Below are 23,316 nucleotides of genomic sequence, written 5' to 3'. Positions count from 1 at the left end.
TCAAAAATTTTAAGATAAAAGGAATCAAAAGTATTTTCTGATGAGGGAACTTTCACCTTCAGCTAGATTAGTCCTTGAGATTATTTCAGAAAGAAAGATAGTAAAATTTAAAGATTTGAAAGAAATAACAGGATTGTCAACGAGAACATTACGTTATGCTATTAAGGACTTAAAGGATAAGGGGTTAATTAAGGTTTTACCTTGTTTAGAAGATGCAAGAGAAAAACTATATGCTGTAAGCGAAATTGAGGAATGTTATAAGTTATCTGATTAAAATTCTGGGTAAATTCTTCTTATTCCCCTTACTTCAAGTAAATATAGTTTATTTCCTTCAATAGCCCATTCAATATTTATACTTCTTTTAAATATATCTTCTATAGCTATTGTCATATTTGCAACCCTAATTACATCTTTCTCTTTTAAGCTCTCTAATGTTGCTTCTTGTAATTCGATTGGTTTTATTCTTTTCTCTTCATAGTCATAAATTAACTTTATTGATTTCGATGAAATTCTCTTTGACACTAAGCTTCTTTTTGATTTGCTAACTACATACTGGTCTGGAGTTACTAATCCCTTAGTCACACTTTCCCCTAAGCCAAAAGCAGATTCGATAAACACATAATCTGGCTCTTCAGTAACTGGATGTAAGGAAAAAGCTGTTCCAGCAACGTTAGGATTTATCATAGTTTGAACTAATATTGCAATCTCAGAATTATCATGACTTAGTAATCTATAAGCAATTGCTCTTGGACTATAATAAGATGCAAGAACTCTTTTTATACTTTTGATTAGCGAATCCTTTGTTACAAATAAATCCGTCTCATATTCTCCAGCATAACTAGATCCACTTAGAGGTGAAGTTACTGTAGCTCTTACCGCTACATACATAGAATTTAATGCTTCAAATCTCTCTAGTATCTCTTTTTCTATCTCATCTGGCATAGATGAATTCAGAATTAGACTCCTAATTGCATTACTTTTCTTTTCAATATCTGCAGTATTGTTTAAATCAACTGATGAAAGTATTGAGCCGATGTCTTGTCTAAGGTCCTTTAATATTTCACTTATGCCTAAAGTGGAAATAACAAAACCCTTTGGTATGTCAAAACCAATTTTATATAATTCACCTAAATAAGCGCTTTTCCTGCCTACCACAGATATCATGTTTAAATTAACTTCATCGAGGGAATATGTATAACTCATACTTTAACGTTTGATTTATAATTTAAAACTCTTTAGTAAAGTGTACTTTAAGCTTAAACCTTACTTACTATTTCTTTAAACATAAAAACTTTCGTTAAAGTATAAATTTACGTACTTTGCTTATCTAATTATTTAATCTCTACTATAATTACAACTAGTGAAGGATGTTTAAATTTATGACTATATTCCTAAGTAATTATTTAAACAATATAACAGAATTTCACAAGTATTATATGAAAGAAAATGAAAATTATCAAATTTTCCATACTAAAACAAATCTTCTGATCTGAAATATGTAATATTCAAATAATTTTATAAAAAGTGAAACATAATATGGTATTACTCGAAGAATAATTAAAGATACAAATTTTTTAAATACGAGATTAAGTTTTATCTATGCTTGAAAAAGTTAGATTCGACCTGTCACAAGATGAAATACCAACTGAATGGTATAACATTCTTCCTGACTTACCAGAACAATTACCACCACCCCAAGATCCATCTGGTAAATCTTTTGAAATTTTGAAACAAGTATTACCATCAAAAGTTCTCGAACTTGAGTTTTCCACTGAAAGATACATTAAGATACCAGAGGAGGTACTTCAGAGATATTTGCAAGTTGGCAGACCAACACCAATTATTAGAGCAAAAAAACTTGAAGATTACTTAGGAGGTTACATAAAAATTTATATGAAAATGGAAAGTCATACTTACACTGGATCACATAAGATAAATAGTGCTTTAGCTCATGTCTATTATGCTAAACTTGATAATGCAAAATTTGTTGCTACTGAAACTGGTGCCGGACAATGGGGTTCAGCAGTTGCTTTAGCATCAGCATTATTTAAAGTTCCAGCACACATTTTCATGGTAAGGACTAGTTATTATGCAAAGCCTTACAGACGTTATCTAATGCAAATGTATGGTGCACAAGTCCATCCATCACCCTCAGAGTTTACAAGATATGGAAGAGAAGTATTGCAAAAAGATCCAAATACTCCGGGTTCACTAGGAATTGCTATATCCGAAGCTGTATACTATGCTCTCGAAGAAGGAGGTAAATACGTAGTAGGAAGTGTTGTTAACTCTGACATATTATTTAAGACAATTGCTGGAATGGAAGCTAAGAAGCAAATGGAAATAATTGGTGAGGACCCAGATTATATAATTGGTGTGGTTGGTGGTGGTTCAAATTATGCTGCTTTAGCTTATCCATTTCTTGGTGAAGAATTAAGGAAAGGTAAAGTGAGAAGAAAATATATTGCTTCTGGTGCGATTGAGGTACCTAAAATGACGAAAGGTGTATATAAATACGATTATCCTGATACAGCTAGAATTTTGCCAATGTTAAAAATGTATACAATAGGTTCTGATTTCGTACCTCCACCGGTATATGCTGGAGGATTAAGGTATCACGCAGTCGCACCAACTCTTTCATTATTAATGAATAAGGGAATTGTACAAGCAAGAGACTATACACAGGGAGAGGCTTTTGCTTGGGCAAAATTATTCAGCCAAGTTGAGGGTTGGGTCCCTGCACCAGAAACTAGCCACGCACTACCAATATTAAAAGAAATAGTTGAAGAAGCTAAAAAGGATGGTGAAAAGAAGACTGTATTAATAAGCTTCTCTGGCCATGGTTTACTTGATTTAGCTAACTTTGCTGATGTACTTGGTTTCAATAAGGATTAATTTTTAGTATATTCATCCTTTCTTTTTTTTTTAAAAAAAAAGGTAGAAATTTTAATTTCATTTAAGTTTACATTCTCTAAAAATAAACTTAGTTATCTAAAAATGTATTATAGTTTCTTCATATAGAAACAATTCTTTTATATTTACTAAATTATTAATTCTGTGAGTATTTTCTTTTTAGTTGTCAGCTGAGGAAAAGAAAGAAATATACGATTAAGCATAAAGACAAAGAATCTATATGCTTCTTAAGAGCAATGTGTCAATGTCTAGTTAAAGAGATTTTGATACCAAGGAAAAAACTCATAAAGACTTTGAATGCCGTTGAAGTCTGTTTCCATTAAAGCGTAAAGATTAAATGCTTTGTATCTGAAACAGTTCTAAATCCAGTCGCAAATGATAAATTCCCGAATAGTGGTGGAAAAGTATACACGCAAGATGTGTAAGTTTTCTCATCCTTCACCGGTTTAGTTATCTCCCTAATGGGAGCGAGAAGGATGATAGGATTACCCACGACATCGGTAAACTCCATAAGAATTACATGAAATTCAATGAGACCAAAACCCCTTTTAGGCCAGAAAAGATTTTAAGTTTTCAAACAAAAAAGATATAGAAGTTAGATGGCTTCTGCTCTCTTATTCTTAAATATCTAATTGTTCTATATTTACATATCTTTTCTATATCTCTTATTAGCTTATTTACACTATAAGTTGAGTTTAAACATTTACCTATATAATAATATTAAGTTAAACTCATTATTTTAGCCCAAACTTTAAAATTATGAATGAAATAACTGAGTTTCTTATGAAGAGAAGAAGTATAAGAAGTTTTCAGAAAAAGCCAGTAGACATAGAACTAATTAAGCAACTAATTTATGTTGCTAATCATGCTCCTAATTCTATGAACAATGAGCCTTGGAAGTTTATTATTATTACTGATGAAAAGATAAAGGAGGAACTTTCAAAATTACATAAAGGAGCTTCTCATATAGCTTTAGCCCCAATAGGAGTTGCTGTAGTTGCAGAGCCAGACGTAAGCCCAGAGACATGGATGGTTGACGTTGTTAACGCGACGATGTATTTTGTCTTAGCAGCTTATTCTGTAGGATTAGGAATAGGTTGGATAGCAGCTTATGAAAACAAGAAGGCTAAGGAGATTTTAGGAATTCCAGATAACAAAGTTTTAGTTACTTTACTTTCAGTTGGTTATCCTGATCCTAATTATAAACCTAGAGATAAAACAGTTAAAAGGGCAGAAGACGTAATATATTTTAATAGATGGGGAATAGATGAGGATAAAAGAAGCAATAATTAAGATTATTTACACTCAAACAGATAAAAGTAGATTCTCTCTTGTCATTAGGGATAGGATTAAAGGAACTGATGAAATACCTTTTTCTTCAATAGAAAGAGTTGATAATTATTACTTGTATTTAAACGATGGAGAGACAGTAATTCCTTTGCATAGGGTTATTGAGATTAAAGAAGATGGAAAGATAATATGGAAGAGATGAGTTTAAAAAATTAACTATCATTAGTTATTTCTCGTAATTATGTAAAAACGTTAAATATTTACGAAAGTATGTGATGAAATAAGATTGTTAATTATAAAAAATGGAACTATAATAAGACGGAAAAATTGAAAACAATTCATGTATTACGTCAGAAAGAATATTAAATTGAGAAAGCGATATATAAAATTGATGTTTAACTTAAAAAATTCCTTTAAAGGAAATAAAGAGATTTTACATTATAAATTATATGAGGTGGGGAGGGATGTACTAAGTTACTGCTAACTGCTTAATGAATACGTCAACGTTTTCTCCGAGAGATGTAAATTCCCCTACTTTTTCAATAAGTTCCCCATTTTTAATTTTCATCCTTACATATTTGTTGTCGGATGATAACCACAAAAGCAAAGTAGTGTTATTACTCTTACTTAGTGCCATATTAATTACATCAGTTATCTCCTCTTTTTTAACTTTCATAGTCATTAAGGTTTTTGAAGACAACAGTTTTTCCGTATCTAAGAGCATTAAGTCATTAACGAATTTCTTCTCGTTAAAACTATCTAGCAAAATTTTATCACCATCTATTGAGATAGTAACGCCGTCTTTTCTTTGAAGTAGAGAAAACTTAAGGATTTTAATCCTCCTACCTAAGAAGGAAGAGCGTTCAAATGAATAATTAACGTCATTTAGTCCAATTGTTCTCTTTATGTCATATTTCTTTCCATTAATTTCTACCTCGTATTCATTAAGCACTTTTATGTTGAAATTTTCTAAAACTTTTACGTTAGAGACATAAGATAATGCTGTTAACTTATTAACTGTAAGTGTGAGACTTAGCATGATTTTTGTATTTAGGAGTAATACTTTAAAAAGTCTCTTACTCTGGAGGGATCTCCTTATAAACGAGGGATATGTCAATCCCTTCTTTTTTAAGTCTATAATACTTTGCTAATACATATGATATTACTCCAACACCGATTAAGGAAATTATGTAAACTGTTGCTATCCAATTAACTCCAGAAGTCCCTATAACGCTAAAGGCGTAATTATTTGAGGGTATTAGGATTTCTACCTCAGTAGCTAACATAAGTATTGCAGAAAGGATACTTGATATTAACAAAGGTTTTTGATTTTCCTTATAACCTACTCTTATACCAGCCAAGGATACAATAAATAGGTAAGCAACAGCTAAAGGAGTGTAAGAGTAAAGTGCTGTAGCTCCGGAGATTGAAATTAATGGTATTGTTAAGAACACTAAAGTTGTTATTAGATCAAGTATGTGCGCATAAACTGGTGAAGAGTACTTATTTAATTTGGCAAAAATTGATGGAAACAATCTATCGAAAGAGAAAGCAAAAATGTACCTAGCAAAAACAACTACTCCGAAAGCCATTATAAAGTAGTTCCATGCAATTAACCCAATTCCTAAAATCCATTGGAGTATTGGATTAGACAAGTATATTGCAACGCTCCAAAAGTTATAGGTAAATGAAGGATAATATGCTAAGTTAAATGCAGGGCCTGCAGCTAAGTCCATTACTAGAAATGGAAATGTGATCATCACAAATGTCATAATGCTCCCTAAGATCAAATTTAACTTTAAAGATCCTTCTTTAGCTTCAGAAGCAACTGCTGGACCTGCATAAAGCCAAATGTATGCATAAGACATAAAAAATGGTACCATGTAAAGTGTTGAGGAGAGACTGAATTTGAAAGGAGATATTGTTCCGGTAATATTAAAGTCTGTAAGGAATGGCTGTATTTTGGTGTGAAAATCTGGAATGTTTAAGGCCACGATAATCATTGCTAAAACTAGAGTTAATGAAGAGATTATTCCTAAGACTGTGGTTAACGTGAAACCCCATTTTGGCCTAAATATGTTAATTAGTATGATTATAACGAAAGAGATTGCAGCTAAGAAGTAAAATAGTAATTCTTGAAATAGCGTTAAAGTTCCGTAAGGATTAACAAATACGTTGTTAGCCAAATAAACTAAACTTGGAATATGTTGAAGTGTTCCGATCTCAAGAAACACTAGATTAATTGCTGCTACAGAGAAGAATGCTGATAATGCAAAATAAGGAGGCATATTGAAAGCAAAAGCCACACCCATTATTGCACCTAACGTACCGTTTAATTTCCTTGATATCCAGACATAATCTCCGCCAGTTCTTGGCATTTTTAATAGTAGATAAGTGTAAGTGAATACTAATGGTAAAGTAATGACAAACGTTATAAGTGATGCCAACCACAGAAGTGCTCCGGGCACTACATAAGGAGAAATTCCTTCAAATACAGCCAATCCAGCACCCATATTTGCTACATTTAACATTACTAAGTCTTTCAAAGTTGCATTTTTTACTAAACCAGAACTTTCCCTTAAGAAAAGTTTCCTTTGTGCCATTAAGATATAAAATGACACAGAGATTAAAAACACGAACTTATGTTCGACGTATTTTGTCTATAATTTAGTTAAATCCAAACCCGTTATTTTATTATAATCCTTGAAATTTTCAAGTTCCCCAAGAATTTTACTTAACGGTATATTAACGTTATGGTCAAATAATTGATTCTCTTCATTAAGATTATGATCTAAAACTATCTTTATGTATCTCTCTACCCAATCTTTTCTTCTCTCCTTTAGTACAGAATTACCATATTTTTCAATTAGTAAATGATCATGTGAAAAAGGTTTAGCTTTTTCTCCATAAAGAGGAAAAACATATTTGTCCTCAATCATGGCATGCCATTTTACAACAAAATTGTGAGTTTCCTCAAGTAATAAAAAAGCTTTAGATTCGCATTGATCTAAGAGTTCTTTTATTATTTGAAATCTTACCCTTAAAATTCCGTGCTCGATTTTTAGGAGAGTTATAACGTCCATAATTAAATATACTATCTAAACTATTTTTATAATGATGATAATTTCAACAGTTAAGCTTCCGGAGGAATGTAAAAGATTAATTCCAGTAAAAGACGAAGGGGTAACTGAAGAGGATATAAAAAATGCTGAAATATTAATGTTATGGCCATCCCAAGCTAAAGACCTTTTGCCTAGGGCAGAAAAGGCTAAAATAATTCAGACTTTTTCAGCTGGGGTAGATGATTTTCCCTTTAATTTACTTAAAAAAGATCAAGTTGTATATTCTAATGCTGGTGCTTATTCAGTTTCTGTTGCTGAACATGCTTTCGGTCTAATTTTAAGTTTAGCTAAAGGGGTCGGACTTAAGAGGAAAGTAGAAACTTACATGCTTTCTAACTCAACGATCTTAATATTAGGTGCTGGTGGAATAGGATCTGAAGTAGCAAAGATTGCAAAGTTAGGATTTAATATGTATGTTATTGGTGTTTCAAGATCATTTAAGGGAACATATTTTGACGAAAAACACTCCTTACAAGAGTTAAGCAATGTTATTGGAAAAGCTGATGTGATTGTTGACACTTTACCATTAAACAAAGAAACTAGAGGAATTCTAAATTATTCAGTTTTATCGAAAGTTAAAGACAAGTGTATTATTGTTAACGTTGGAAGGGCTGAAACAATAGTTGAGGACGATATGTATAGAGTTTTAAAAGAGAAGCCTGGAGTTAGGTTTGGCACGGACGTATTTTGGAGGGTAAATGGTAAAGAAAATTTTGCAACGACTAAACTATGGGAATTAGAAAACTTTACTGGAACACCTCATATTGCTGGAGCTACAGCTAATGAGAGAGTTCTTACTAATGCTTTAATTCAAGCGTGTAAGAACGTTTATAAAATTATAAATGAAGGAGAAGGAGAAAATAAAGTAAAAATTGAGGATTATATGTGATGTTAAATGGAAGAGCATAAAAGAAAAGCTATTGAATATTTAAAAGCTTCAAAGTTAAATTATGAAAACGGTTTTTACGATATATCTGTAATTTTGGCAGAAGAAGCTCTCTATATTTTTCTTGTTAGTAATCTTTTAAGCTATGATGTAAAAATACCATGGTATTTGGATTTTGATGGTTTATTTAGAATTTTAGAAAAATACAACAAAAACATAAGTAAGTTTAGAGAAAATAAAGTAATGATCAGAGCATTAGACCAAATAAGGATAATGTTTAGGTATTCTGTTCCACATGAAATTAAAAAGGAAGAGGCTGAAAAGATTCTGTCCTTTGTTGAAGAAGTCATTAACTCATTAAATCCTTAGCCATGTAAGGACCTAGTTTGTAATATCCCTTTTTCCTATAGTATTCCCTAGCACCAATGCCAGACAAGACTAGTATTCTTTTTGCATCAAATTCTTCCACTGAAATCCTTTCAGCCTCAGCTAATAATTTTCCACCGAAACCTTTATGTTGAAATGAGAAATCATCTAACATATCTATTGGAACTTCTGGGCCATAAACATGCAATTCTCTTACAATTGTTGTTTTACTATCAATTTCTTTTCTATGGGCCTTACTTGAAGGGTATCTTAATCTTAAATATCCAATTAATATTCCATCATCATCTTCAAATGATAAGAACACTTCTGTTCCTTCACTTGCCTCGTATTCAATTTTCTTTAACTTAGGCTCTTTGGGTAAAATACCATCGTGTAACCATCTTATCCCTACTTCCCTATATCTAATTTCGTTATTCTTTATCCCTTTCTCTTTCACTCTTTTCTCAACTAATTCTCTTAAATTCCCTTTCTTGTTACCAGCAAGAATAATATTAGCTGGAATGTCTCTTTGAATTCTCATTACTCTAACCCATGGAGGAATATATCTATACATTTCTGAAATTAATTCAACTAAAGTTTCAGTATCGTAAGGTTTATAAAGTCCTCTTTTCCACAACTCAGCCAAAGGTGCTGTTTCAACTACTAGAGTAGGATAAATCTTCAACATATCTGGTCTAAAGTTTGGGTCTTCAAAAATAGTCTTAAATGCCTCTAAATCCTTATCTGGATCTGATCCAGGAAGGCCAAGCATAAAATGATAAACTATTTTAAAGCCAGAATCTTTAAGTATTCTGGTTGATTCAATAGAATCTTTAACAGTATGACCTCTATTTGTTTTTATTAAAATTTCATCATAAACTGTTTGAACTCCTAGCTCTACTTTTGTTACTCCTAACCTAAGCATTTGATCGGCATGCCATTCTTTACCCCAATCTGGTTTAGTTTCTACAGTCATTCCAACACATCTTACATTAGCTGTTTCGTTCCTTAACTGAGCTTCTTCAAGGTAAACAAATTTAGGCTTTTCTGAAGAAGGATATCTATTCATTCCTTCTAATGCTTGAGTAACAAACCATTCTTGATAGTCAATGGGTGTAGATAAAAATGTACCGCCCATAATAATTAATTCAACCTTATTAGGAATGTGACCATTAGCCTCATACTGCTTTAACCTAGATTGTACTTGAAAAAAAGGATCATAATTGTTCTCTATAGCTCTCATTAGAGTTGGTTCATTACCATAATAACTTTGAGGAGTATTATATTCTATTCCACCGGGACAAAAGATACATTTTCCATGAGGACATCTATGAGGATGAGTCATAACAGAGACAATTGTAACTCCAGATAACATTCTTACTGGCTTTCTTATTAACACATGATATACTTACTAATTAAGGTAATAAGTTTAGTTAACTCACTTTAAGTTTTCATACTCTGATCTCATTTAACTCTAAGATAGTTTACTAATTAAGTTTTTATATTTGAGTAGTTACTTATTGCTTATGAAATTAAGCTGGAACTCAGTCTTAGTTTCTGGAATGGGAGTATTTACTGATGGTTATAATCTTTATTCCCTTTCCCTCACAATTTACATAATTCAACATTACATATCACTTACCAGAGTTACTGAAGGGTTATTAGTTGCCGGCTCATATTTTGGTGCTGCAATTTCGGCATTAATCTTCGGAATTCTTTCTGATTTTAAAGGAAGAAAAAGAATGTACGGAATTGATGTTACACTGATGAGTATTGGAGCCATAGCTCAAGCTTTTTCACAAAATTATGCAGAATTATTCGCTTCGAGATTTTTATTGGGAATGGGTATAGGAGCTGATTATGTTCTTTCACCAATAATAGTTGCTGAGAACGCTGAAGCAAAAAACAGAGGAAAAATGATGGTTATAACTTTTGCTGTATTATGGGGATTAGGTGCTGTATTTGCAGCTTTTGTTGATCAGATTTCTTCAATGTTCCTTCCTTTAAACGTTGTCTGGAGAGTTGTGCTGGGAATAGGAGCAATACCAGCATTATCGGTAATAATAGCACGAAGAAGACTAACAGAGACTTTAATTTACTTATCAAAAATCAAACCTAATGAAGAAGAATTGCAGAAAATCAAAACAAATTTTGGAGTTTTGATTGGAGTAAATGTTGATAAAGAGAAGTTTATAAATAGATTAAAGGCCTCTTTACCTTTCATAATAATTGCTTCAATATTGTGGTTACTTTATGACATTTACTCTTCAACTTTCGCAATTTATGGACCAATAACTATTGCCGAGAACTTAGGTTTAACGCCGATAATGTTCACTTATGTTGCACAGTTCCTTGCTGGTATACCTGGTCAATTAATTTGCATTTTCCTCATAGATAAGGTGGGAAGAAAGATTCTAATAACAATAGGTTACGCTGGAGTTGCTGTTTGGCTAATTATGTATTCCCTTCTTTTAATAGATCCTTACTTATTTGGATTTAAACCAATGAAAGTGTTAACTGGCGAAGCTGCCCTTTTAGGTTTCTCATTTTACATGTTAAACTATTTCTTTTCAGCAATTGGACCAGCATCAATTATTGGTTCTGCAATGGTTACTCCAGAGTTAGCATTTACTAAAGTGAGAGGAACTGGACAAGCTGTAAGCGTTGCAGTTGATAGATTCGCTTCGGCAACAGTTATTTCTCTATTCCCTTCATTAGTAAATGTAATAGGTTTAGGCGGAATGGTAGGGGTTTACGCTTTAATAGCTTTAGTATCAGCTTTAATTACACTATTCTTAGTACCAGAAACTAAAGGAAAAGAATTAGATAATGTCATAACACCTTCCTTGCAGCATAAGCAATAATCTCATTACTAGATGGGTGTTGATCTGCAAAGCTAGCTAGTTGTTTTGCTGTTAAGCCATGAAGTACTGCTTGTCCTAATTCGTTTATTAAATATTGTGAATGTACACCCACCATCCAAGCACCAATTAGCCTTAAAGAACCTCTTTCGAAAATCAGTTTAAGCATACCTTCTTTTTCATCATAAATTTGAGCCATAACCTCATCCTCCATATTATAAGTTGCCTCAATCACATCTATTCCCATTTTTTTAGCTTGTGAAGACATTATTCCAACATAAGATGCTGAAGGAATTGAATATATTGTTACTGGAATACTTTTGTAATCAACGTAATCTACTGGTACACCATTAGCCATAATATTATAAGCTGCTGCCATACTCATTCTTACAGCTGCATGGAAATATGGTGCCTTACCATTAACATCACCAGTTGCAAAGACATTAGGTAAATTCGTTCTCATTGCTTCATCAACTACTATATAACCCTTCTTATCAATTGCTAAACCTATATTGTATACTCCTTCTGGCAAAACTGGCTTTCTACCAGTAGCTAATAAAACTAAATTTGTTCTCATGCTCTTCTTTGCACCATCCTTTCCACTGTAGATTACCTCAAATTCATCTTCCTTTATTTTCTTAACTTCTAAAACTGGTGCATTGTAAGTAATGTCTAACTTTAAAATGGGTAAGAGTATATTTACTATTTCATCTTCAAATCCCCTTAATACTCTATCTCCTCTAACTAAAAGATGAGTTTTTACGCCTAAAATGTTAAATACTGAAGCTACTTCAATTGCAATATAGCCACCACCAATTATAACCATATCTTGAGGAAGTTTTCTTAGTGGAGTTTTATAATTATATAAATCGTCACTAGTTATACAATACTCGCTTCCAGGGAAAGATGGTTTAAAAGGTTCACTACCAGTTGCGATTATCATGTATTTTGTTTCTGCCTCAAACTCTTTATCTTCAGTTTTTACTATAACGTGTGTTGGATCTTTTATTTTTATAATTCCTTTATAAAATGTTATCGTCTTATATTCAGATAATTCTCTTTTATGTTGCTTAAATCTTGTTTCTTGAACATAGTCCTTATGATCTTGTAATCTTTGAAAATCTACTGGAATTTCCCTTTTTAAGATGTTTTTAGTTCTTAGAATTAATTGAGCTTCTTCTCTTATTGTCTTGGAAGGAACACAACCATTATAAAGACAATTTCCTCCTAATTCTCCTTTTGGATCTGCCATTAAAACATTAAAGCCAGACTTTGCCAACCTAAATGCTCCTGGATATCCTCCTCCACCAGCACCTATAACTACAACATCAAATTTCATAAAACAAATATTCTTTACTTTATCTATAAAGTTTGTGTTAAAGAATTACTTTAACATATTAGCTATTTCTGATGCAGATGGTCTATTATCTGGATTAACACTAAGACTTCTAAAAACTACGTTAGCTAACTCATTAGGCGTATTAGGAGGTAAAGTAGGTCTCCAAGAAGCTAGAATTTGTTTTGATGTTTGAATTAATTTATACGCTTCTCCAACATTTCCAGATAGATAAAAGTCTATAGCCTTATTTAAATGGTCAGCAATTGGATTATTTTTCCTTAACGAAAGTAAAGTGTAGGCTGTCATCCCTAGAGCAAATATATCCATTTTTGGATCAGCTCCTTTACCTACAATTACTGCTTCTATTTGTTCTGGTGGGCAGTAAGATGGAGTAGCTTGGGAGAATCTTTCTCCTTTTCTCACTGAGGAACCTAAGTCTCCAAGTTTTACAGATCCCATAATATTCCTATATACCTCTTCTGGATATTTACCTAAGTTTCTTGAAAAGAAAATATTCTCTGGTTTTACATCTAGGTGAACGAAACCATTAGAGTGAAGGGATTCCAACGCATAAGCAATTTCTTTAACTATCTCTTTAACTATTAAGGGCCAATAATTAGAATAAATCACATTTTGGTTTGTCATTAACTGGTCAGCAGTTCCACCCTCCATGTATTCCATAACTATCGTTGGTGGATAATTATAATACGCCTCTACGTTTCCCTTTAGTATTGACTTAATGTTATTTGAATCTATATAAAATCCGTAAATTCTTACAAACTTAGGATTCTGGGATAAGCTCTTTAATGTTTCAGACTCCTTAAACATCTGATCAAAATTTGTCACAGTAGATAATGTTATTTGGGCATTATTACTAGAAAATAGAGAGAAGACCTTTATTGCATAATAAACGTTATCTTTCTCAGCCTTAAGTACATAACCATTTCCTCCAATTCCAATAACTGAGACTATTTTATAACCATAAAGATCTTTTCCTACCCACAAATTAGGATCCCATTTGTTTAATGGTGGAAGTATAGGCTTCGTCTGTTGAACAACTTGAGTGACATAACTTGTATATTCGATCGTTACACTATTACCTCTTTTTATTATTCCAGTATAAGTTATTGGCTTAAATATAACATTACCAACAACTATATCTTTTACATTCCAAATGGCTTCTAATATGTTAAACATAGGTACAATTATAACTGAGTTAGTTTGTGAGGAATATTCAACATTATTTACAATAACTGACCATGAGATATTTGATGGTAATCCTTTAGCGTAAAAGTAGCCAAAACAATGAGGAAATTTATCTGGAGAAACTGTGTTTGACTGTGAAAACTTGACAATTTTCTTCTCTCCTTGCTTAGCTGTTACTGTAACACTTTCTGGGATATAATAATAACCAGAAAGAAATTGAGGGCATAATCTTAATTCTATTTTGCTTTTGTCCCTTAGTATGTTAGAGTTTATTTGTCTAAGTACACCATTTACTTCAGTGTACCAAGGCATGTTTGGCAGTCCTATAACCTTGACAATTGCTGGGTATCCTTTACCAGTGGATGCCCTTATGTTAGCAAATCCTAATGAGGAGAAAATAGCAATTTGAAACACTTGAGATGAAATAAAAATTACGGAAGGAAAAAGTAACGAGACTCCATAAATTATTATAATTATGAGTTCCCATATCCAAGGGATGACAAGAGAGATAAGCCCTAAAGAAAGACCGGAAATTAAATAAATTAAGCTAATTTTTGTGAACACCAAAGGGACCAAAGAAAGGATAAACCCTACTGGTGTAATATATCTGTTTATAGAAGCAAAATAAGAGAAAACCAAACCAAGTATTAGTAAGAAATTGGAAATTAAGAATGATTGATTAAATATAAATACTAAAACTACTCCACCAGATGCAATTATTGAGGTTGCGAGAAGTTCCCTATTCATATTTAAAACTCTAAGGATAGTTATTTAAGTTTGTTGAAGTTTTTGTGAATGCTTCTTCATTTTTTATTAATGTAATACTTTACGACTTTCTTTAGTGCTCTTCTTAATATTTCATCTAAGGTAGGCACACTAATACCCAGTTTCTCTGCCAATTCACTTAAAGTGATTTTTCTATCGTCATCAAAATATCCTAGTTTATAAGCTAATTGAAGGATTTCCATTTGTCTTTCAGTCAGTTGATCCTCATTAATTTCATTAATATTTAATACTGTAACTTTAACACCTTCATTAGCTAACCTGTTAAGAAAATCCTTTAACGAACTATTATTCGGAACAAGAAGAGTATAAAGCAAAGTCTTTTCTCTAACAACTTTTACTTTTTCGACTATTACGTCAGATGAATAAAGCAATTTACAAACAGAACAACCATTAGTCCTTATCCAAAGCTTATTATCACTTAAACGTAAAACTTTTAGGCTACTGTTCTTTAATTTAAAAAATTCTTCTTCATCCATTTTCCCTTCTAAATTAACAATATGGTCAGTAACACTTTCTCTCAGTTTTACATTCTCTACGTTAGCCTTTATATTGAAAAGAGAAATTAATTTCATTATTTCACAAGGATGATTTTCTATGAGTAGGCTTACTTCAAATGGACCCTTCAATATTTCACCTTCACGTGTACTTTTCTAACTCAGCTACACCTTGTTGTATAAAAGATAATTGAGATAAATGTGAAAGTAGATAAGTAGCATTATAGTTATCTAGGAGTGAAGGACTTACTATATGGCCAATTAACATATAAGTTCCTTTATCACTACTTATAATAATCAATGTAGGAATATGAGGAGGGTTTCCCATATAAGCTACTGGTTGAAAGAAACTTCCAGATGCCCATCTTTGTGTAACATATTCCTTTACAAATGGATAATATTGCGGGAAGTCTTTTTCAATAACTTGTAGGCCGTATTTTACGTAGTTAATTACTACACTACCGTTCGCAGTAGCGTTCAAAAATCTATTGTATAAGTACACAAAACGAAAATGAATGGAAGAGTTTGGTTGAAAATTAGTAAATATTAATGCTGGGGTATTAGGATATATATCGTTAGGATCTGAGTATGAAATGTTATAAGTTATCTTTCCATAATGCGAAAGAAAAGCATACAAAATCCAGCTGTCTGTTGCACCATAAGGACAACCGTACCAACTAATAAAAATAACACATGTAATATTGCTATTAGCATAATCTATGTTACTAACCTTGAAAAAAGCATTTAAAGGCACTTCAAAAGGTTGAAGAGCATAAGGTAAAACTAGCATTAAAATGAACACAATTACTCCCACTCCTATAGCGAGATTTTTTATATTCACAATAGAAGTTTGATAGACCAACTTAAATTCCTAACTTCTTTTGTAGATATTCCCTTAGTGCCACAGCGCTATTATAAGGAGCCTTAGAGGAATAAAGTAAAGTTACAGATTGATTTCTTGAAATTAATTCAATTAAAATTTTTACTTTAGGGTTTTTATCCAACTCTTCAAAATATTTCTTTTTAAATTCTTCCCATTTTGCAAGATCGTGAGAAAACCATTTTCTTAATTCATCACTAGGAGCTATGTCCTTTAACCATACATCAATATTATCTTTTTTTGCTCCTCTAGGCCATAATCTATCCACCAGAATTCGTATTCCGTCATCCTTTTCTAGTTTATCATAGACTCTTTTTACTTTTATCATATGTAATTCTTTGTTAGGAAAGATAAAAATAAGATAGCTAAAAGATTAAGGGAAATAGTTAATTTACTACAATAAAAAACTCATACGAGCTCTTCTTATTAACTACGCTATAATTCGTCAAGTAAATATAATATTTGATTCATTTAAAAAAAAAGTCATATCAATTTTCTTCAAAAATTACTTAATTTTCTTTACTTCTTCATTTCATATTAACAACTTAATTATCAGAGAACATACTTCCTTTTTTCAACCCAATTTCTCTTTTAAGTCTTCGATGCTTTATCTGTGGCGTTTTTCTGAACAACTGATCAAGCACTTAAATTTTTCCTCTTTCTTTTCTATGAATTCTCCATTTAACAAGTATGTTATAATTAATTGTTCAATAACGTAGTTAAAATCTACTTCTCTCCCTAACTTTTTGCTCGAGTCTTATTGATAAGTTCATTTTTCACTTCCTTTGAGATGATTATTGTTTCTGACATATATCTGACTTCCTCCTACTCTGAACGGTAGTTGGAACTTCTCTCTAAGAATACTGTATACTCCTTTATGTACTTCACTCAATTCCGTTGTTTTATTTTCATACAACCATTAGAGCATGAATTTCTTAAGAGTTATCATGAGCTTATTATTTCATACTTAAAGCATAATCCCAAAATCCTATTTCGTATTTGACACTTCTGTTAAATATCTCTAAAGCCAAGTCTTTATCTACGCTTATTGAGTTTAGATTCTCTAGAATAATATCAACTCTTCGTTTATAATCATCAGAAGAATAGAATGAGGCCCATGCCTTATATAGGTCGTCATTACTTTGAACTACTTTTTTACCAATTTCATAATACCCCCACATGCATGGTGTCCATGCTACAAGAAATAATTCCCAACTCCTTTCAGCCCAATAATTTAAATGCCTTGTATATGAATAATTTATATCATTCATTTTTGCAGACTTTATTTCCTCTTGATTTATGTTAAGTTTAGAATAAAGATAATTGTTAGTTTCTAGTCCCTTGTCTCTTGTAGTCAGTATTACGCTTAGTAACTTTATAGCCTTATCTATTGGGGCTAAAGCTGAAGCTCTAAATAATGCCCTTAACATTTCCTCAACATACTTAGCATCTTGTATAAGATAATATCTAAAATTCTCATGAGGCAAAGTACCATCAATCATCATTCTAACAAACTTATGATTAACATATTCCTCCCAAGAGGAGTTTTCTTTTAAGAAATCTGAAAGCATAAAAATAGTTTAAAGAGAGGATTTATTATCTTTACTAAAATCAAGCTTCGCAATGAAAAATCCTTCAGTTCCATGAATATGAGGATAAAATCTCATCACTCTTAGCCAAACCTTACTTCTTATATAACCATAGTGAGAAGAATCATCAGTCAATTTCACTAAATAGGGAGAGTATTTCTCAACCACTTTTTCCCCTTCCTCTGGGAATAATGAACAAGTAGAGTAAACTACTGGCTTCTTAAGCTTTGATGCTTCTTCCAAAATTTTCCTTTGGATTCTTGAAAGTTTTATAATATCATTTTTTGTTAATCTTAAAAACACACTAGGATCTGCGTTTAAAGTACCAGAATTGCTACAAGGAGCATCTATTAGAATTTTGTCCACCTCTTTAACTGGCAAATGTTCTCCATCTGCTAATACTAAATCAACGTTATCAACTTCTAATTTTTTCATTAATTCTTTTTGTATTGAAATCCTCTTCTCTGAGACATCAAGTGCTATAACATAAGCTTTATTCCTAGTTAGTTGCTGAATGAGAGATGTCTTCATCCCTGGTGCACTACCGACTTCAAGGATTTTCTCATAAGGTTTAGGATCTAAGATTTGAACTACTTTAACACTGGCCTTATCTTGAATTACAATTTTTCCTTCTTCAAATTCTTCTGTCTTCGAAATTTTAAAAGGTGCCTCGATAACTCTATAAAGAAAATTAAACTCATCTCTTTCTAATTTAAATCCTTTTTTATGCATTGATTTGATTACCTCCTCCACATCAGCTTTTAACGTATTTATTCTAATCCAAACAGTTCTATTAAATAGAGCTGAATAATCATTTAATTTGAGATATGATAATCTTTCCTTTACCCAAGTAGGTAAAGTAATTTCTGAATCAATTAAAGATTTACTCACAATTTCTTCTAATCCTTCATCATTGTATACTTCAGAATAATAATAGAAATTCTTTAATGTTTTTAAAAAATCTGTGAAAAGCTTTTCTCTGTTATCTTTAATTTTTAGTTTTTTCATGGAAATATCAAAGGCTTTCTCTGGCTGTATTTTGTTTTTGATTATCAGTTTGATAGCTAAAGTAAATACTTTTACTTTCTCGTTGTGTGACATTGATTAAACCACGTTTTATTACGTTAAAGGCTTTTTAAAAGTAAATTTCGAATATTCTTATGTGGAGTAATGATAAACTTAGCTGATTATGTAGAAGAGAACATAAAAGATATGGTTAAGACTCTTGGATGTAGTGAGTGTTATCTCTATAAATTTAACTTAGTTAGTGATTACTCAAAATTTTTTGAATTTATTATATCTTCTAAGAAAATTGTAACTTTAGTAATTTCTTCCGGAAGAAGTGATAGAGAAGTAATTATGGAAAATTCAAATAAAATAGCGAAAAGCAAAAACGTGCCTCTTCATATTTTCTTGAGTGATAGAATAGATGAAAATAGCTTTATAATTTGTTACAGAAAAAGTTAATATTATCTTGTTATTTGAAATTTTATCTTCTTTAATTAGTTTGACTAAAACGTTTTTATCTAAATATAGGTTATTTAATTTGATAATTTAATATAAAATTCTCTTATTGAAAGGAAATCTTTATAAATTACTTCTATCTAAGTAGTTATAGTGAAAGTCATGGTTTACATTGACAGTTTAGATTCATCACTCAATGATTTGCTAAAATTTTACAATTGTAAAGATTGTAGGTTTGTGAATTTTATAGTCATTAAGGATGAGGAAAAGTTCTTTGATTATCTATTTAAGAAAAACGATAAGATAGTTGTCATAATTTCTCCTCAAAGAGGATATCTTGTTAACCTTTTAAAGGATTTAGCTTCTAGGAAAGGCAAGACAGTTCATGTACTATTATCATCACAATTAAATGAAAACACCTGCGTAGTATGTTTTTGCTAAAAGTAAAACACCATATGTCTTTCATTTAATTCAAGATTAAAATCTAAACATTAGGTGTATTTATTTAAACATTTGTATTTTCAAAAAAATAAAAGATAATTGATAATTCAATGCGCTAACATCTTTTTATATACTAATTACATTTTAATAAAACAAAAAAATTTTAGTAATAAAATGAACTGATTACCCATGGTAAAAGTAATAATATCTTGTATGGACTACAGACTAACTGAAGAAATACACAAGAGAGCTAATGAGGATACACTTATTTTCAGAAATGCGGGAGCTAACGTAAAGGAGTTTTTAGAGAGATTAAAAGAAATTAAACCAGATGAGATTATTTATTTACCCCATACTGACTGTGCAGCAATGAAATTAGTTTATAACGTTATAAAGCAATGTGATAAGGTAAATCAAGAAGTAGATGAAAAGTTAATTAGCCAATTTAAGGATAAGAAATTTGAGTCTTTGGAGGAATTGGAAAGATTAAATGCAAAGATAAATGAAGAAATGTTAAAGCAAATAACTCCGAATATTAAAACAGAATTGATTGACGTAAAAAAGATACAATGGCCGAATAAAATAGCAAAAGTTTACTTTTATCCTCCAAATGCTAGGCCAAAAGAAATAGGAGCTTATATTTTGCAATCAAACTCCATTAATGACGTTAATGCTGACATTTATATTGCAAAAGAGAAACTAGGGTTCAAAGAAGTTTATGATTGTTCATCAGATACATGTAAACAAATTTAAGAAGAAAGAAGCTTAACTATTTCTTCAACAATTTTTTCTATTTCTTCATTGTTCAAATTCTTTCCTTCAATTTTGCCGTCTTTAACATAAGTGACTGATGAAAGGCCTTTAGAATTAATAACTAAACTTATGTTTACTTGAGGAGATGAGATATAAATCTCTTCTAATTCCCCGTTATTGTCTCTGGTGTATCTTTGAATAACATAAATATCTCTAGTTTTTCCTCTAAGTTCATGCTTCTCCTCTTCCACACTATCAACCAATGATCTAATCTTCTCGTGAATTACTTTTACATCCATACTATGTTAAAGTATAAAAGCGTGCTATTAATAATTTTTTATGATAGATTGCACTTCTCTTCTAAGAGAAAGAATAAACTCTTTTAATTCATCATAGTTTTTTCCAGGTAACTCTGCTTCTTCATTCTGACTTCTTATAATTATTTTACCATCTTGCTTTACTCCTTCCACTATTCCCGGTAAAACATAACTATCACCAGCTTTGCCTAATAGGTTTACAAAGCCTTCCAGCAAATTAATTGCTTCTTCTATCAAATCTTTTGGATCCATTTCTATATATTTATACAAGGTTGAGAAACTGACTTTTGCTTTATAGATTTGTTTTCCGTTATAAACCAAGATTAATATTCCTCCCTCCTCTGTGACGTCAAGCAACACTTTTATATTTCCTTGTTCTTCAACTTTTGGTAATTTATTTCCGTAATTAGATATAGTAAATTTGTAAGCCTCTTTATCTAGATTCAAAGGATTTTCCTTTAATATTTTCCTTACCTTATGTAAAGGCATATCATATTGCAATGAAAGTCTTGTTGTATCGATTGGTAAGGGCTTTAACTCAGACAATTTGTTAAACAAAGAACTAACGTCATTTATTGCTATTCCCCATGCCTTTATTTTAACATTGTCGTTTTCAGCTTCAATTATTGCTCCATATTTAACTTGCTTTGGTTGATCATAAAATAATGACTTTATTATTTCATTAGCCTCATCTTTATTATCTGGAATCTTATCTATTTTCCCTTCAAACTCTACTTTTAAGCCTTGTAACTCAATTTTACCTACAACCTTATTTCCTTCAAAGATAGCATAATAATTGCCAGTAAAGATTATTGCTTTGTTATCACTTTTTTCAAAGTATATATCAGCCATATGTAAATATTAGAAATAATACTTAAAAAGTACTTCTCAGAAAAATCAAGCCTTCATCATAAATCAGATCCGCGGCACTTCAGCACAAAAAGAGAAAATAAAGATAAAAAATAAAAACTTTTCCTTAAATTTCAGATTTTCATGAACTTCTTTAATTTGCTTTCCAATTCAAATCTGGATACTGCAGTTTGAGCCATAATTATATGAGCAGAATCCTCTATACTAGTTACTACCTCAGTTTTGCCTCTTACTAATGTAAGTATAACATTAAATAGCCAGGCTACTGTTGCTAAATCAGCAATTATTGCACCTATAGCTGACATTAGTTCCCCAGTAAGATAAGTAGAAGTTAATGGATAAATTTCAGCTTTTCTTATTAGTCCAGTTAAACCTAATTCATCAAATCCTATCACTACCATTGAAGCACCAATAAGATATCCCCAGAAATGAATCCACATCAACTTAGTGGAATACCATGCTCTTCCAGTCATCATAGGTAACATCAAATATAGAACAGCAAAACCAGCTGGAACTATGGAAAGGAGAATAAATCCGTGAAAATGACCAACAACCCACATAGTCTCATGTACTATAGCATCAAACGTTATAGTAGCATTAGCGATTCCAGTTACACCAGAAAAGATTGAACCAGTAAATGACATCACGGTAAATGCTGTTAAGATATTCCATGATACATTAGCCCCCTTAGCTGTTGCCCATAAATTCATGAAAGTCATTAATGAAGGTAAAACTACGCCATATGTTAATATTTCAGTCAATACTTTTATTGCAATTGGTAAATCAACCATATATAGGTGATGGATTGGTACATTATTAGAGAAAACTAAGTATAATACAGCAGCAACTCTACCCATTTTATCACTATATAATGGTTTATTAGCCAACATGGGTATTAGTAAATACATTGCTGAAACTGCAGGAATCCATGCCATATATACTACAGCGTGCCATAATATTCCGAAAGCTATTTGATTCGCAATAACATTAAGTCCTACAACTTTAAATATAGCAAGAATATCCCAGACATTAGCAACAGTTTCACCAGAATAACCAATGGCATATAAGAGTATATCCATTAATGTAAATACTAAAAATATTGGAAGTTTCTCTTTCATAGTCTTACTGGCTAAATAATAATGGTAAATTAACCATATAGTCTGCATGTAGGTTGCAATATCAATTAGCATCCAACCATAGAACCATAATGGGGAAACTACATAAAGTGAATATCCAGGAACACCTAGTGGTGATAAATAGTACCATCCCTCTGATGGAAAATAGTTATCGAAGCCTTGTGATGCTGTAATCAATATTGGTCCTTCTATTAGCATGAAGGCAATGTTAAATAAAACGAAAGCTAAGTTGTAAATCCATTTTGCTCTTGGTTGTAAGTTTAACATCTTAAAAGTAAAGTATGTAAATATAGCAAATTCTAATTGCTGTGCAAATCCAAATAAGTCTCTCATTCCATGTAAGGTTATTGACGCATAGTACTCTTGTGGAGTAAATGGTAATGCCTGCATTAATCCCCATGAGGCCTCTTGAATCCTTACCATTAGAGCGTCAATAACGCCCAGCATACCCCATATTAGGCTCATTACAATCATTGCCATTACTATTCTAGTTACCCAGTCTTTGTCTAATTGGAATATCGAAACGATAAATTTAGTTAATCCATTCATATGAACATGGTTCAATTGCTCTTTTAAAAATTTGAATTATGAAGTTTTTGGCGA

At 31.4% G+C, this 23,316-nt stretch carries 25 protein-coding genes; 10 read left to right on the top strand and 15 right to left on the bottom strand.

Features of this window, described 5'->3' with window-relative positions; genetic code table 11:
* Positions 1–40: 40 nt before the first annotated feature.
* Positions 41–274 (top strand): MarR family transcriptional regulator, encoded by a 234-nt coding sequence (locus ACAM25_RS08695; protein WP_369609340.1) that lies wholly within the window; start codon positions 41–43, stop codon positions 272–274.
* On the opposite strand, the gene ACAM25_RS08690 is transcribed toward ACAM25_RS08695, so the two are convergent.
* Positions 271–1,203 (bottom strand): PEP/pyruvate-binding domain-containing protein, encoded by a 933-nt coding sequence (locus tag ACAM25_RS08690; RefSeq protein ID WP_369609339.1) that lies wholly within the window; start codon positions 1,201–1,203, stop codon positions 271–273. The genes ACAM25_RS08695 and ACAM25_RS08690 overlap by 4 nt on opposite strands.
* Before the next feature lie 396 nt (positions 1,204–1,599).
* On the opposite strand from ACAM25_RS08690, the gene ACAM25_RS08685 reads away from it, so the two are divergent.
* The 3 genes from ACAM25_RS08685 (at position 1,600) to ACAM25_RS08675 (ending at position 4,405) form a co-directional block, all read left to right on the top strand.
* Positions 1,600–2,895, top strand: a complete 1,296-nt coding sequence (locus tag ACAM25_RS08685; RefSeq protein ID WP_369609338.1) for a TrpB-like pyridoxal phosphate-dependent enzyme — start codon at positions 1,600–1,602, stop codon at positions 2,893–2,895.
* A 777-nt stretch (positions 2,896–3,672) separates the two neighbouring features.
* Positions 3,673–4,206, top strand: coding sequence for a nitroreductase family protein (locus tag ACAM25_RS08680; RefSeq protein ID WP_369609337.1), 534 nt, complete (start codon positions 3,673–3,675; stop codon positions 4,204–4,206).
* Positions 4,181–4,405, top strand: coding sequence for a DUF504 domain-containing protein (locus ACAM25_RS08675; RefSeq protein WP_369609336.1), 225 nt, complete (start codon positions 4,181–4,183; stop codon positions 4,403–4,405). The genes ACAM25_RS08680 and ACAM25_RS08675 overlap by 26 nt, the downstream gene beginning before the upstream one ends.
* A 267-nt stretch (positions 4,406–4,672) precedes the next feature.
* Here ACAM25_RS08675 and ACAM25_RS08670 read toward each other — a convergent pair whose 3' ends face one another.
* Genes ACAM25_RS08670 through ACAM25_RS08660 form a run of 3 tightly spaced genes read right to left on the bottom strand, consistent with a single transcriptional unit; the run spans position 4,673 to position 7,286 of the window.
* Positions 4,673–5,242 carry a hypothetical protein gene (locus ACAM25_RS08670; RefSeq protein WP_369609335.1) on the bottom strand — a complete coding sequence of 190 codons (570 nt, stop codon included), beginning with the start codon at positions 5,240–5,242 and terminating at the stop codon, positions 4,673–4,675.
* A 37-nt stretch (positions 5,243–5,279) separates the two neighbouring features.
* Positions 5,280–6,806 carry an APC family permease gene (locus ACAM25_RS08665; RefSeq protein WP_369609334.1) on the bottom strand — a complete coding sequence of 509 codons (1,527 nt, stop codon included), beginning with the start codon at positions 6,804–6,806 and terminating at the stop codon, positions 5,280–5,282.
* A 57-nt stretch (positions 6,807–6,863) separates the two neighbouring features.
* On the bottom strand, positions 6,864–7,286 hold the full coding sequence (locus tag ACAM25_RS08660; protein WP_369609333.1) for a hemerythrin domain-containing protein: 423 nt from the start codon (positions 7,284–7,286) through the stop codon (positions 6,864–6,866).
* A 31-nt stretch (positions 7,287–7,317) separates the two neighbouring features.
* Between ACAM25_RS08660 and ACAM25_RS08655 the strand changes: the two genes are divergently transcribed.
* Positions 7,318–8,214, top strand: coding sequence for a 2-hydroxyacid dehydrogenase (locus ACAM25_RS08655; protein ID WP_369609332.1), 897 nt, complete (start codon positions 7,318–7,320; stop codon positions 8,212–8,214).
* A gap of 6 nt (positions 8,215–8,220) precedes the next feature.
* The gene (locus tag ACAM25_RS08650) at positions 8,221–8,580 is read left to right on the top strand and encodes a HEPN domain-containing protein (protein WP_369609331.1); all 360 of its coding nucleotides are present in this window, start codon (positions 8,221–8,223) and stop codon (positions 8,578–8,580) included.
* Here the strand turns inward: ACAM25_RS08650 and ACAM25_RS08645 are convergent.
* Complete coding sequence (locus tag ACAM25_RS08645; protein WP_369611648.1) at positions 8,561–9,952, bottom strand: tRNA uridine(34) 5-carboxymethylaminomethyl modification radical SAM/GNAT enzyme Elp3; 1,392 nt, start codon at positions 9,950–9,952, stop codon at positions 8,561–8,563. The two genes, ACAM25_RS08650 and ACAM25_RS08645, sit on opposite strands and share 20 nt — an antisense overlap.
* 151 nt (positions 9,953–10,103) lie before the next feature.
* Between ACAM25_RS08645 and ACAM25_RS08640 the strand changes: the two genes are divergently transcribed.
* Positions 10,104–11,441: an MFS transporter gene (locus ACAM25_RS08640; RefSeq protein WP_369609330.1), complete on the top strand. Its 1,338-nt coding sequence runs from the start codon at positions 10,104–10,106 to the stop codon at positions 11,439–11,441.
* Here the strand turns inward: ACAM25_RS08640 and ACAM25_RS08635 are convergent.
* The 7 genes from ACAM25_RS08635 to ACAM25_RS08605 all read right to left on the bottom strand — a co-directional run bounded on the left by ACAM25_RS08635 (position 11,410) and on the right by ACAM25_RS08605 (position 18,833).
* The gene (locus ACAM25_RS08635; RefSeq protein ID WP_369609329.1) at positions 11,410–12,777 is read right to left on the bottom strand and encodes a dihydrolipoyl dehydrogenase; all 1,368 of its coding nucleotides are present in this window, start codon (positions 12,775–12,777) and stop codon (positions 11,410–11,412) included. The two genes, ACAM25_RS08640 and ACAM25_RS08635, sit on opposite strands and share 32 nt — an antisense overlap.
* A 45-nt stretch (positions 12,778–12,822) precedes the next feature.
* On the bottom strand, positions 12,823–14,730 hold the full coding sequence (locus ACAM25_RS08630; RefSeq protein WP_369609328.1) for a serine/threonine-protein kinase: 1,908 nt from the start codon (positions 14,728–14,730) through the stop codon (positions 12,823–12,825).
* A gap of 56 nt (positions 14,731–14,786) precedes the next feature.
* Complete coding sequence (locus ACAM25_RS08625) at positions 14,787–15,398, bottom strand: helix-turn-helix domain-containing protein (RefSeq protein ID WP_369611647.1); 612 nt, start codon at positions 15,396–15,398, stop codon at positions 14,787–14,789.
* A 7-nt stretch (positions 15,399–15,405) separates the two neighbouring features.
* Complete coding sequence (locus tag ACAM25_RS08620; RefSeq protein WP_369609327.1) at positions 15,406–16,104, bottom strand: DUF929 domain-containing protein; 699 nt, start codon at positions 16,102–16,104, stop codon at positions 15,406–15,408.
* A gap of 22 nt (positions 16,105–16,126) precedes the next feature.
* Positions 16,127–16,471: a DUF488 domain-containing protein gene (locus tag ACAM25_RS08615; protein WP_369609326.1), complete on the bottom strand. Its 345-nt coding sequence runs from the start codon at positions 16,469–16,471 to the stop codon at positions 16,127–16,129.
* 628 nt (positions 16,472–17,099) lie between these two features.
* A complete protein-coding gene (locus ACAM25_RS08610) occupies positions 17,100–17,714 on the bottom strand; it encodes a TenA family protein (RefSeq protein ID WP_369609325.1) in 615 nt (204 codons plus the stop codon).
* Between the two features lie 9 nt (positions 17,715–17,723).
* Positions 17,724–18,833: an RsmB/NOP family class I SAM-dependent RNA methyltransferase gene (locus ACAM25_RS08605; protein WP_369609324.1), complete on the bottom strand. Its 1,110-nt coding sequence runs from the start codon at positions 18,831–18,833 to the stop codon at positions 17,724–17,726.
* Between the two features lie 69 nt (positions 18,834–18,902).
* On the opposite strand from ACAM25_RS08605, the gene ACAM25_RS08600 reads away from it, so the two are divergent.
* From ACAM25_RS08600 to ACAM25_RS08590, 3 genes are all read left to right on the top strand, one after another.
* Positions 18,903–19,199, top strand: a complete 297-nt coding sequence (locus tag ACAM25_RS08600) for a DUF4898 domain-containing protein (RefSeq protein WP_369609323.1) — start codon at positions 18,903–18,905, stop codon at positions 19,197–19,199.
* 159 nt (positions 19,200–19,358) lie between these two features.
* Entirely contained in the window at positions 19,359–19,637 is a 279-nt protein-coding gene (locus ACAM25_RS08595) for a DUF4898 domain-containing protein (RefSeq protein ID WP_369611646.1), read from the top strand.
* A gap of 189 nt (positions 19,638–19,826) precedes the next feature.
* Positions 19,827–20,390 (top strand): carbonic anhydrase, encoded by a 564-nt coding sequence (locus tag ACAM25_RS08590; RefSeq protein WP_369609322.1) that lies wholly within the window; start codon positions 19,827–19,829, stop codon positions 20,388–20,390.
* On the opposite strand, the gene ACAM25_RS08585 is transcribed toward ACAM25_RS08590, so the two are convergent.
* The 3 genes from ACAM25_RS08585 to ACAM25_RS08575 form a co-directional block, all read right to left on the bottom strand.
* On the bottom strand, positions 20,387–20,689 hold the full coding sequence (locus tag ACAM25_RS08585; protein WP_369609321.1) for a hypothetical protein: 303 nt from the start codon (positions 20,687–20,689) through the stop codon (positions 20,387–20,389). The genes ACAM25_RS08590 and ACAM25_RS08585 overlap by 4 nt on opposite strands.
* A gap of 27 nt (positions 20,690–20,716) precedes the next feature.
* On the bottom strand, positions 20,717–21,559 hold the full coding sequence (locus tag ACAM25_RS08580) for a hypothetical protein (RefSeq protein WP_369609320.1): 843 nt from the start codon (positions 21,557–21,559) through the stop codon (positions 20,717–20,719).
* Between the two features lie 131 nt (positions 21,560–21,690).
* Positions 21,691–23,262, bottom strand: coding sequence for a cbb3-type cytochrome c oxidase subunit I (locus ACAM25_RS08575; RefSeq protein ID WP_369609319.1), 1,572 nt, complete (start codon positions 23,260–23,262; stop codon positions 21,691–21,693).
* Positions 23,263–23,316 lie beyond the last annotated feature (54 nt).

The sequence above is a fragment of the Sulfurisphaera javensis genome, from assembly GCF_041154675.1.
GTDB lineage: Archaea > Thermoproteota > Thermoprotei_A > Sulfolobales > Sulfolobaceae > Sulfurisphaera > Sulfurisphaera javensis.
This window is presented reverse-complemented; position numbering and strand designations above follow the sequence as displayed.

What these genes read in the sequence shown, in the direction of transcription:
- ACAM25_RS08685 (WP_369609338.1), top strand. Translation starts at nt 1,600, where the DNA reads ATGCTTGAAAAAGTTAGATTCGACCTGTCACAAGATGAAATACCAACT.
- ACAM25_RS08610 (WP_369609325.1), bottom strand. Translation starts at nt 17,714, where the DNA reads ATGCTTTCAGATTTCTTAAAAGAAAACTCCTCTTGGGAGGAATATGTT.
- ACAM25_RS08615 (WP_369609326.1), bottom strand. Translation starts at nt 16,471, where the DNA reads ATGATAAAAGTAAAAAGAGTCTATGATAAACTAGAAAAGGATGACGGA.
- ACAM25_RS08655 (WP_369609332.1), top strand. Translation starts at nt 7,318, where the DNA reads ATGATGATAATTTCAACAGTTAAGCTTCCGGAGGAATGTAAAAGATTA.
- ACAM25_RS08590 (WP_369609322.1), top strand. Translation starts at nt 19,827, where the DNA reads ATGGTAAAAGTAATAATATCTTGTATGGACTACAGACTAACTGAAGAA.
- ACAM25_RS08695 (WP_369609340.1), top strand. Translation starts at nt 41, where the DNA reads ATGAGGGAACTTTCACCTTCAGCTAGATTAGTCCTTGAGATTATTTCA.
- ACAM25_RS08575 (WP_369609319.1), bottom strand. Translation starts at nt 23,262, where the DNA reads ATGAATGGATTAACTAAATTTATCGTTTCGATATTCCAATTAGACAAA.
- ACAM25_RS08600 (WP_369609323.1), top strand. Translation starts at nt 18,903, where the DNA reads ATGATAAACTTAGCTGATTATGTAGAAGAGAACATAAAAGATATGGTT.
- ACAM25_RS08665 (WP_369609334.1), bottom strand. Translation starts at nt 6,806, where the DNA reads ATGGCACAAAGGAAACTTTTCTTAAGGGAAAGTTCTGGTTTAGTAAAA.
- ACAM25_RS08595 (WP_369611646.1), top strand. Translation starts at nt 19,359, where the DNA reads ATGGTTTACATTGACAGTTTAGATTCATCACTCAATGATTTGCTAAAA.
- ACAM25_RS08650 (WP_369609331.1), top strand. Translation starts at nt 8,221, where the DNA reads ATGGAAGAGCATAAAAGAAAAGCTATTGAATATTTAAAAGCTTCAAAG.
- ACAM25_RS08605 (WP_369609324.1), bottom strand. Translation starts at nt 18,833, where the DNA reads ATGTCACACAACGAGAAAGTAAAAGTATTTACTTTAGCTATCAAACTG.
- ACAM25_RS08585 (WP_369609321.1), bottom strand. Translation starts at nt 20,689, where the DNA reads ATGGATGTAAAAGTAATTCACGAGAAGATTAGATCATTGGTTGATAGT.
- ACAM25_RS08640 (WP_369609330.1), top strand. Translation starts at nt 10,104, where the DNA reads ATGAAATTAAGCTGGAACTCAGTCTTAGTTTCTGGAATGGGAGTATTT.
- ACAM25_RS08660 (WP_369609333.1), bottom strand. Translation starts at nt 7,286, where the DNA reads ATGGACGTTATAACTCTCCTAAAAATCGAGCACGGAATTTTAAGGGTA.
- ACAM25_RS08675 (WP_369609336.1), top strand. Translation starts at nt 4,181, where the DNA reads ATGAGGATAAAAGAAGCAATAATTAAGATTATTTACACTCAAACAGAT.
- ACAM25_RS08670 (WP_369609335.1), bottom strand. Translation starts at nt 5,242, where the DNA reads ATGCTAAGTCTCACACTTACAGTTAATAAGTTAACAGCATTATCTTAT.
- ACAM25_RS08630 (WP_369609328.1), bottom strand. Translation starts at nt 14,730, where the DNA reads ATGAATAGGGAACTTCTCGCAACCTCAATAATTGCATCTGGTGGAGTA.
- ACAM25_RS08690 (WP_369609339.1), bottom strand. Translation starts at nt 1,203, where the DNA reads ATGAGTTATACATATTCCCTCGATGAAGTTAATTTAAACATGATATCT.
- ACAM25_RS08580 (WP_369609320.1), bottom strand. Translation starts at nt 21,559, where the DNA reads ATGGCTGATATATACTTTGAAAAAAGTGATAACAAAGCAATAATCTTT.
- ACAM25_RS08635 (WP_369609329.1), bottom strand. Translation starts at nt 12,777, where the DNA reads ATGAAATTTGATGTTGTAGTTATAGGTGCTGGTGGAGGAGGATATCCA.
- ACAM25_RS08680 (WP_369609337.1), top strand. Translation starts at nt 3,673, where the DNA reads ATGAATGAAATAACTGAGTTTCTTATGAAGAGAAGAAGTATAAGAAGT.
- ACAM25_RS08645 (WP_369611648.1), bottom strand. Translation starts at nt 9,952, where the DNA reads ATGTTATCTGGAGTTACAATTGTCTCTGTTATGACTCATCCTCATAGA.